An 8,627-nucleotide genomic window follows, 5' to 3' on the forward strand; every position below is an offset into this window, starting at 1 on the left:
TCACGAGGGATGGATTTTCACCATCATGGTTATCAAGTTGTCATGGTTCAGTTTCCCGACCAAGCGGTTAGTCCCCCAAACCCTTAATAGGTAAGGTTTATAACCAACGAAACGCACTTGCCGACAAAGCACGAATCATTATGTTCCGTGCGCCATTCCAATCCCGTGGCAAAGAGAAGCTACATTTCGGGCATTGGAATTTTTTATTACCGCCTAGTTTCTCGTGAATATGCCCACACTCTGGGCAGGTCTTGCTTGTATAAGATTCATTGACTAAGACCACTTTTACATCATTGCGATCTGCCATCTGTATTAAATGTTGACGGAATTTGTAATGACTCCAGGTGAGCAGATTGCGAGCTGTCTTCTTGTTCAACTTCCTAGCTGACTTTACAACCATCTCAGACGTCTCAAATGTTGGTAAAAAGATCAGCTTGTAGTTACTAACGAGAAAGGAGGCCGACTTGTTGTGACAGTCTTTGATCAAGTCTTGAATCTTTTGGCGTAAACGATGAGCGGCTTTCCTCATTGCTCGTCTCTGACGTTTGGCAGAGCTTAAGTCAATACGACTCATCAGCCGATCTAATTGCTGACAAAGTCTTTGAATTCTACCAATATCGCTCTTACCTATTTCTATATAATTACTGCCGTCAAATCCAGTTAAAAACGTTCTGATACCGGGATCTAAAGCTATAACTCGATCTTGTTTAGTGGGAGTAGGTTCAATATATTCAGGGAAAATCCCGTACCATTTGCCTTTGATCCAAACCAATTGGGTACCGTAGATGCACTCGTCAGGAAAACCTTGAGGTGAACGGAAAGACAAGCCTTTGACTTTGGTTGGATACCAGGAGCCTTTCTTGAAGTTGCCTGATTTGAACTTGATTACCTGGCTTGTCTCTCGACAGGATTTAAACTTAGCAAAACCCCTGTTAGCTTTCGCCTGTTTAACCGCATCAATCCCATCGGCTACGGCTTCCTGTAGTTGATGACCCGGTAGATTTTTTACCCATTCTGGCCGATCAGCTTTTCTGGCTAATTTTTGCAAGTCGTAAGCACTACCTTGGTACCCTTCTTGGATAGTAGCTATGGACCAGTTGTAAATCCAGCGATAAGCATTAAGCCAAGTTTTCCAAACTTTATGTAAGTCTTTAGATGGAAACACCCTGAGCTTCTTGACACTGTTTGGTGTCAACTTCAGCGTCTGGTTCCGAGGCTTTTTCTTGTACCGCTTGGTTGACTTGTTTTTGGTATTTCCGGAGTCCGTAAAGCCTAGCAGAGAAACAGTGGAGGCAGGACTTGATATCTTCGACCAATTCCTGCTCGGGAGACAGCTTGCGTTCATTGAGAACCACGAGTTTAACCCCACCTTTTTGGCATAACCATTCAAGTAACGGGAATCCAAATCTGACCGCTCTGTCTGGGTAGGCGACGACAAATGCTGAGATATCAGCGCTGTATATTCGTTCCAGTATTTTGAGAAATTTGCGCCGTTTAAAATTGAGTCGTGATCCAACTTCTGTAACAATTTCTGCGTTTGGGTATTTTGACCGTAGAAATTCAGCTTGTCGATCAAGGTCATCCCTTTGGGAATGGGTAGAGACTCTTGCATAGCAGACAATGGGCTTACTTTGCGGAGTTTCTCCTTCGACGCAGAACCGTCGTTGATTGCCCTGGGTTCTGATGCTGTCGAGCTGGCCTTGGTTATCCCATCGTCTAAGAGTTGAGATTGAGACGCCGTAGTAGTCGGCTGCCTCTTTTGGAGTGACATATCTTTTCATGACCCCTAAACCTTACTAAACCTAGGCTAGGGCATTTACTAAAGATTGCCAAGGTAATGGTAACTATAAGGCTAATAGTTGCACCTCAAGTCTTACACTATTTTCTCCTGCTAGGCATTTCCGTGCTCAAACACCTAGATGTTGCACATATTTTGATCAACTACTACAATAGAGTCAGCAGGTTTTACTGGGAAGTTGGTGACTGCCAATAGTGTTTTTTGATCTATGCTCATTTATATAAGGGAACTAATCGGATTGGCGGCAGTAGACTGGGAAAATACCCAGAAACTTCAAGCGAGATTCGACGGTGCCCACCTGGTTAGCCAGGTCATAAACTGAGGTAAGACGGCTTCTTGGTGAACCTGTAGGATCAGAAAATGTGGTCTTAAGGATGTGCAACTAGTGATCGGCAACTGGTAAGTAATAACCATTACACAGGAATTGGCTGAAAAGCAATACATCTAGTTCATAGCATTAGTTAAGCAGTAGAACTAAGTATTTTAACCATAAGTATTTTAGCCATAAGTGTTTTAGCTTATACTTAGGGCGACGACCGAAGGAAGAACTCGCGTTACCTATACTCATGAGCTATTAGCTTCCTGGGAAGCTAATAGCTAGACTAGTAAAGAGGTGTGAGTGTAAATCAAAACTATTCAAAATTCGGTGTTATCATAGCTACTTACAGCGCTCGGATCACTATCACGCTTAGAGCCAAGTAAATCAAGGCGCTCTACTCGGATCACAGGTTGTGAGCGATCAGCTCCGGTGGTGCGATCGCTCCAAGTGTCAATCTTCAAAGACCCTTTTACACCAATTAAGCTACCTTTACGCACATAATTAGCAGCTACTTCCGCCGTCTTCCCCCAAATCTCTAAGTTGAACCAGTCAGGCTGATCACTATTGCGTGTCCGTCGTCTCACTGCCAGGGCCAGTTTACACAATACACCGCCAGACTCAAAATACTTAACATCTGGGTCTGTACCTGCACGACCGACTAAATGGACAACATTGAGACTCATAGTTATATTGGTACTTTTGTACTGATTATGGCTCTACAATAGCAGATTGAGCTGGTGTATAACAATTACTAACTTATTTTAAGACTTATTTTAAGTGACCGAAGCAAGTCAATCATCCAGAGTATTCTAGTCAACTTGAGCTTAACTTGAGCCGGTGAAACCGTTATGTATTTGCAGCTAGGTGTATTTGCAGAAATTTCTTCCAAATAGTATCCGGAGAATCATGATCACCTAGTGTACTAGCGTACTAGACTAACTGGAAAAAACATAATAGAATCCACCTCAGTTACAGTTCCGGTGCAATTTCGGTTGTACACAGCATTTTGTGAGGCGTAGAAACTAGTGAGTATTTTGAATCACTTTTCCCTGTCACGGGACATGGGTATAGACCTGGGTACAGCTAACACCTTAGTCTATGTATCTGGTAAGGGCATTGTTCTTCAAGAGCCTTCTGTGGTTGCCATTGATCAAGACGAAAAGCTTCCTCTAGCCGTAGGCGAAGAGGCAAAAAAGATGTTGGGCAGAACCCCAGGTAATGTAGTTGCCCTACGTCCTTTACGGGATGGTGTGATTGCCGACTTCGATACCGCTGAACTGATGCTGAAGCACTTCATCCAGCGGGTAAACGAAGGCAAAGCCCTAGTTTCACCTCGGATTGTGATTGGTATCCCTAGCGGTGTCACAGGTGTGGAACGACGAGCCGTCATGGAAGCCGCATTACAGGCTGGTGCTAGAGAAGTTAGGTTAATTGATGAACCAGTAGCAGCAGCCATTGGTGCTGGATTACCTGTAGCAGAACCAACCGGTAACATGATTATTGATATCGGTGGAGGCACCACTGAGGTAGCAGTTCTCAGTTTGCAGGGAACAGTTCTAAGTGAATCAGTGCGTGTGGCGGGAGATGAACTGAGTGAAGCGATTACTCAGTATATGAAAAAAGTCCATAACCTAGTGATTGGGGAACGGACAGCAGAAGACATCAAAATCCGCATTGGCTCAGCCTATCCAACACCTGAGGATAATGAAGCTGCCATGGAGGTGCGAGGATTACACTTGCTGTCTGGCTTACCACGAACTGTCACGATCAAACGACCAGAGATTCGTGAAAGTATGGCAGAACCCCTTTCTGTTATTGTTGATGCTGTTAAGCGCACTCTAGAACGGACTCCCCCCGAGCTAGCGGCTGATATTATTGATAGAGGTATTATGCTGGCGGGTGGTGGTGCTTTATTGAAAGGATTAGATACACTTATTAGTCATGAAAGTGGCATTGTCACCCATGTTGCAGCTGATCCCCTCAGCTGTGTTGTTTTGGGAACTGGTCGAGTATTAGAGAACTACAAACAGTTAGAGCGGGTGTTTAGTGGGCGTTCCCGTAATATGTAGTGGTCAGCTATTAAACATCAACCTTAAAGAGTATTTTTCTTAAATATATGAAGAGTGTAGATTGAGTGTGGCTAGTGTAAAAACTTACTGGTTAGCCAAAATCTGACTATTTTATGGATAGGCTATGTACATGCTGCGTCGCTGGTGGGGGAGACATGGAGTAGCAATTATGCTGGGGAGTCTTACCCTCATTGCTGCTTGGTTACTTAGAAGAACTCAGGGTGCAACAATTTTTGAAATCTATCAATTGATAAGCCGCCCTTTTCAATCGCTACCTGCTAAAGAAGAAAGCCTCTCTAATGCGCGGACACTGGAACTACAACAGCAGGTAGAGGAACTCAAAACTCAAAACCAGAAGCTAAAAGAGCTGTTAGGTTATAAAAAAACCCAGAATAAACTAAGAATTGTTGCGCCTGTTGTGGGACGTAGCGCTGATAGTTGGTGGCAAGAAATCATTCTGGGAAGAGGGAGTGAAGCTGGGATCAAAAAGGGCTTCGTTGTTATGGCACCTGGGGGTGTAGTGGGTAGAGTCGTTAGCGTGACACCCCACACCAGTCGTGCTTTGCTGATCAGTGACCCCACTAGTAAGGTAGGTGCCGTGATCAGCCGTAGCCGTAGCATGGGTTTTTTGGGTGGACAAGGAACTAATCGGGCAATAATGCAGTTTTTTGATAAACTGCCAAACGTGCGTCCTGGTGATGCTGTGGCTACCTCCAGTGTCAGCCAGCTTTTCCCAGCTGGTTTACCCCTAGGACGTGTAGAGTCTGTTATTCTTGACAAAAGTCCAGCGCCAGAAGCGATTATTGAGCTGACAGCCCCGATGAGTTATCTGGAGTGGGTGATTATTCATCCAAATGACCCATGACCTATGACTAATGAACCATGACTAATTAACCATGACCAACACGTCTGAGTTTTCTATTTGGGTTCGTCGAACAATCAATTGGGCAGTGACTGTTAGTTCAGTTATCCTCTGCTCAATATTATTACTGACACGTTTACCGGGAATGGAATTACTGGGAATCGCTCCCAACTGGCTGTTGATTTGGGTTGTGGCCTGGAGCATTAAACGCACAGTGTTTCAAGGAGCATTTGCAGGGTTGGTATTGGGATTAGTGCAAGATGGTATGACATTCCCTGAGCCTACCCATGTCTATAGCCTTGCCATCGTGGGGGTCTTGACTGCTCTAATTCAAAAGCAACGGTATATTCAGGAAGATTTTATTTCAGTAGCTTTAATTGTCTTTGGCATGGCGATTGTTGGGGAAACAGTGACTGCTATTCAGCATAGTTTTCAAGGCTCTCGCCAATTAGCACAAATCTGGACAGACCATCAGCGTATTGCCATCTGTTCTGCCATTCTCAGTAGTCTTTGGGCACCAGTGGTCTACTATCCACTCAATCGATGGTGGCAGTGGTGCAATTCAATGGAGCAATCCTAATGCTTTTTTACATAGCAAGTTCGGTAGAGCCAACAGCTCTAGAAATTTCTAATAGATAAGAGGTGGCAGAAAGTAGGTCGCTAGAGATATGAGTGGGTTCAAACCGCTTGAGATATGATTCAGAACGAATGCCACAGGTAAGAGCTATGGTCGGAATTGAGAGGGCTTGTCCTGCGAGAATATCGGCTTCTGTATCACCAATCATCCAAGCAGATACGGACGGTTCAGCCAGCGGAGATTGTTCGGTATAGGATGAAGTACTATGCTCAGACAGGGCTTGTTGGAGAAGTTCCTGTTTGACCTGAGCATAGTTTTGATAAGCATGGTGGTTTTCTCTTGTCCCATAAATGCCGCTAAAAAGACGAGTTAAACCGTAATTTCTCAATATCTGTTTGACCTGGGATGTGCAACGCAATGTCACCAGAACGAGTCGGATGCCATAAGAATGCAGCAGAGCTAAGGCCCAGTTTACGTTTGGTTGCAGCTGATCTTTGTTCAATAAGGCAGATTGATTCACAATCTTGATCACACGCCCCAAGAAGAAATCGATTTGCTCCCCTCGTAACCCTGAGCGCATAGCAATTTCCTGGTCAGGGATGCGTTCTTGCTTCATTTGCCAGAACTGCTGTTTACTCATGGTCTGGATCGGTAAGGTTATACCTTGAGCTTGGTAGAACCCTTGAGTATCGGTTAGTGCTAGCTGGTAGGTGGTGTAGTAGCGATTGGAAACATCAACAATGGGACCGTCAAAATCACAGAATACGGTCAGTTGTTGCAAGTAGGGGACTGTATTTTGAGGCAGGTAAAATCGGGATAATTGCCTGTCTGGGGCAGCAACACAGTTCATAGATTAGTTCTGGGCTGGGCTGGGCTTTTTGACATACTTCTTTACAATTTACCAGCTTTAGTGTAGATTGCCACCTGCTTGAGGGGACATTGATACCATTTTGTATTCTTTGAGGTAACTATGTTAAAGGTTGACGGTTGACGGTTGATAGTTTAATTTTAACTATAAATAGTTAAATAAATAAAGCTAACTTTTTGCCTAAGGAACTGGAGCAGCACTTAGACAAAATTAGGCAACAATTGCATTCCATGACAGCCAATTTATACTAGGATATAGAAAAAAACCTATATATATATTGATCTGTTTAATCCTGCTGTTGAGCTACTAGGGGCGTAATGAGCGAAAATATTGCTTTGAGTAGATTAATTCAAGACCCCCATCCTAATATTGGGATAAGACCACTATCTCTTTGTAGCTAGGCATGAGCTACTGTATCAATCCCCTGTGCCTTCAGCCAGATGACCCAGGGAACATGACGAATCTGGTTTGTCGCCATTGTGGCTCAGATTTGTTATTACAAGGTCGCTATCGGGTGATGCGCCTGTTGAGTGACCAAAGTGGCTTTGGTAAGGTTTACGAAGCTTACAACGGGGCAGTCCCAAAAATTCTGAAAGTGCTTAAGCCAGAGCACAACTCGAAATCGAGAATTATTGAACTATTTCGCCAAGAGGCAGCTGTATTGAGCAAGCTGACTCATCCCGGTATCCCTCAAATCGATCCAGAGGGGTACTTTCAGTTTTTTGCTAGACATAGTAAAGAGCCCCTGCATTGCATCATCATGGAGAAAATTGATGGACTTAACTTGAAGCAGTGGATGAGGCAACAGGGCAATCACCCAATTCTAGAACCGCAAGCCCTTAAATGGTTAAAGCAGATAGTAGAGATTTTGCATCTTGTTCACCAAGAAAACTATTTCCATCGCGATATCAAGCCAGAAAACATCATGCTCCGTGCCAATGGGCAATTGGTATTGATTGACTTTGGCACTGCTAGAGAGTTGACCTATACCTACCTAGCAGAAATTGGTGGTGGAGGCAGTGTTACCAAGATTAGTTCCCATGGCTATACTCCCCCAGAGCAAGAAAAAGGGTATGCAGTCCCACAGTCTGATTTTTATGCTCTAGGGCGAACCTTTGTTTATTTACTGACTGGTAAATCAGTCACCGATCAGAGTGTTTATGATCCGTTAAATGATCAATTTCATTGGCGTGAGCATGCTCCTCAAATATCTGAGCAGCTAGCCGACTTTATTGATAATTTGATGGCTCCAACGGCAGCAGCTCGACCTCAGAAGACTCAGCAAATTTTAAATGATATAGCTAATATTTATTCTTTGATTAGTATTTCGGAGGCTAAGACTAATATAGAAGCGAGTACAACCAACCAAAGATTTAAAACTAAATCTCAACCCAATATTTCTATAGAAACAGAAGTTGTAACACCCCCAAGAAGAAGAGGGTGGTTAGGAGGGATATTGGCTCTGGTGGTTGGCTTATTTGGTTCTGGTGGTTGGCTATTGTATCAAGCCTACAATCCTTCCCTGAGAAAATCTCAAGAAATATCTGTAGTTAACACTAAGACCTTTACTGCTCATTCAAGTTGGGTTAATTATCTAGTCATTAGTCAAGATGGCGAATTATTAGTTAGTGCTAGTGCCGATAAAACGATTAAAATTTGGAATATTAACACGGTAGAAGCAATCCACACTCTCGAAGGTCATAATAGCTTTGTTAATTATCTAGCTATTAGCCCGGATGGACAACAATTATTTAGTGCTAGTGCCGACAAAACGATTAAGATTTGGGATATCAACACGGGAAAAGAAATCCACACTCTCGAAGGTCATAAAAGTTATATTAATCATTTAGCGGTTAGTCCGGATGGACAACAATTATTTAGTGCTAGTGCCGACAAGACGATTAAGATTTGGGATATCAACACGGGAGAAGAAATCCGCACTCTCCAAGGTCATAAAAGTTCAATTAACTTTTTATTAATTAGTCAGAATGAGCAAGAACTATTTAGTGCGAGTGCCGATAAGACGATTAAAATTTGGGATATCAACACTGGGGAAGTACTCCGGACTCTCAAAGGTCATGATAGCTTTGTTAATTCTCTAGCTATAAGTCCGGATGGACAACGATTGTTTAGA

General features: G+C 43.5%; 8 protein-coding genes and 1 other RNA gene. 5 read left to right on the top strand and 4 right to left on the bottom strand.

What is annotated here, in order from left to right:
* Positions 1–97: 97 nt before the first annotated feature.
* Both F6J94_RS25325 and F6J94_RS25330 read right to left on the bottom strand, forming a co-directional pair.
* Positions 98–1,165, bottom strand: coding sequence for a transposase (locus F6J94_RS25325; protein WP_293045207.1), 1,068 nt, complete (start codon positions 1,163–1,165; stop codon positions 98–100).
* Positions 1,152–1,781 carry an IS607 family transposase gene (locus F6J94_RS25330; protein WP_293045209.1) on the bottom strand — a complete coding sequence of 210 codons (630 nt, stop codon included), beginning with the start codon at positions 1,779–1,781 and terminating at the stop codon, positions 1,152–1,154. Before F6J94_RS25330 ends, F6J94_RS25325 begins: the two co-directional genes overlap by 14 nt.
* Before the next feature lie 181 nt (positions 1,782–1,962).
* On the opposite strand from F6J94_RS25330, the gene ssrS reads away from it, so the two are divergent.
* Positions 1,963–2,145, top strand: a non-coding RNA gene (ssrS, locus tag F6J94_RS25335) — 6S RNA.
* A gap of 289 nt (positions 2,146–2,434) precedes the next feature.
* On the opposite strand, the gene F6J94_RS25340 is transcribed toward ssrS, so the two are convergent.
* The gene (locus F6J94_RS25340) at positions 2,435–2,800 is read right to left on the bottom strand and encodes a single-stranded DNA-binding protein (protein WP_070393269.1); all 366 of its coding nucleotides are present in this window, start codon (positions 2,798–2,800) and stop codon (positions 2,435–2,437) included.
* Between the two features lie 378 nt (positions 2,801–3,178).
* Between F6J94_RS25340 and F6J94_RS25345 the strand changes: the two genes are divergently transcribed.
* The 3 genes from F6J94_RS25345 to mreD all read left to right on the top strand — a co-directional run bounded on the left by F6J94_RS25345 (position 3,179) and on the right by mreD (position 5,628).
* Positions 3,179–4,186 (top strand): rod shape-determining protein, encoded by a 1,008-nt coding sequence (locus F6J94_RS25345; RefSeq protein WP_293045218.1) that lies wholly within the window; start codon positions 3,179–3,181, stop codon positions 4,184–4,186.
* Between the two features lie 130 nt (positions 4,187–4,316).
* Entirely contained in the window at positions 4,317–5,051 is a 735-nt protein-coding gene (gene mreC / locus F6J94_RS25350; protein ID WP_364304417.1) for a rod shape-determining protein MreC, read from the top strand.
* Positions 5,052–5,082: 31 nt separating this feature from the next.
* A complete protein-coding gene (gene mreD, locus F6J94_RS25355) occupies positions 5,083–5,628 on the top strand; it encodes a rod shape-determining protein MreD (protein WP_293045211.1) in 546 nt (181 codons plus the stop codon).
* A gap of 7 nt (positions 5,629–5,635) precedes the next feature.
* Here mreD and F6J94_RS25360 read toward each other — a convergent pair whose 3' ends face one another.
* Positions 5,636–6,475, bottom strand: coding sequence for an HAD family hydrolase (locus tag F6J94_RS25360; RefSeq protein ID WP_293045213.1), 840 nt, complete (start codon positions 6,473–6,475; stop codon positions 5,636–5,638).
* A 421-nt stretch (positions 6,476–6,896) separates the two neighbouring features.
* Between F6J94_RS25360 and F6J94_RS25365 the strand changes: the two genes are divergently transcribed.
* Positions 6,897–8,627, top strand: a 1,731-nt coding sequence (locus F6J94_RS25365) for a serine/threonine-protein kinase (protein ID WP_293045215.1), incomplete at its 3' end; no start/stop codon positions are given.

Source organism: Moorena sp. SIO1F2, from assembly GCF_010672755.1.
GTDB lineage: Bacteria > Cyanobacteriota > Cyanobacteriia > Cyanobacteriales > Coleofasciculaceae > Moorena.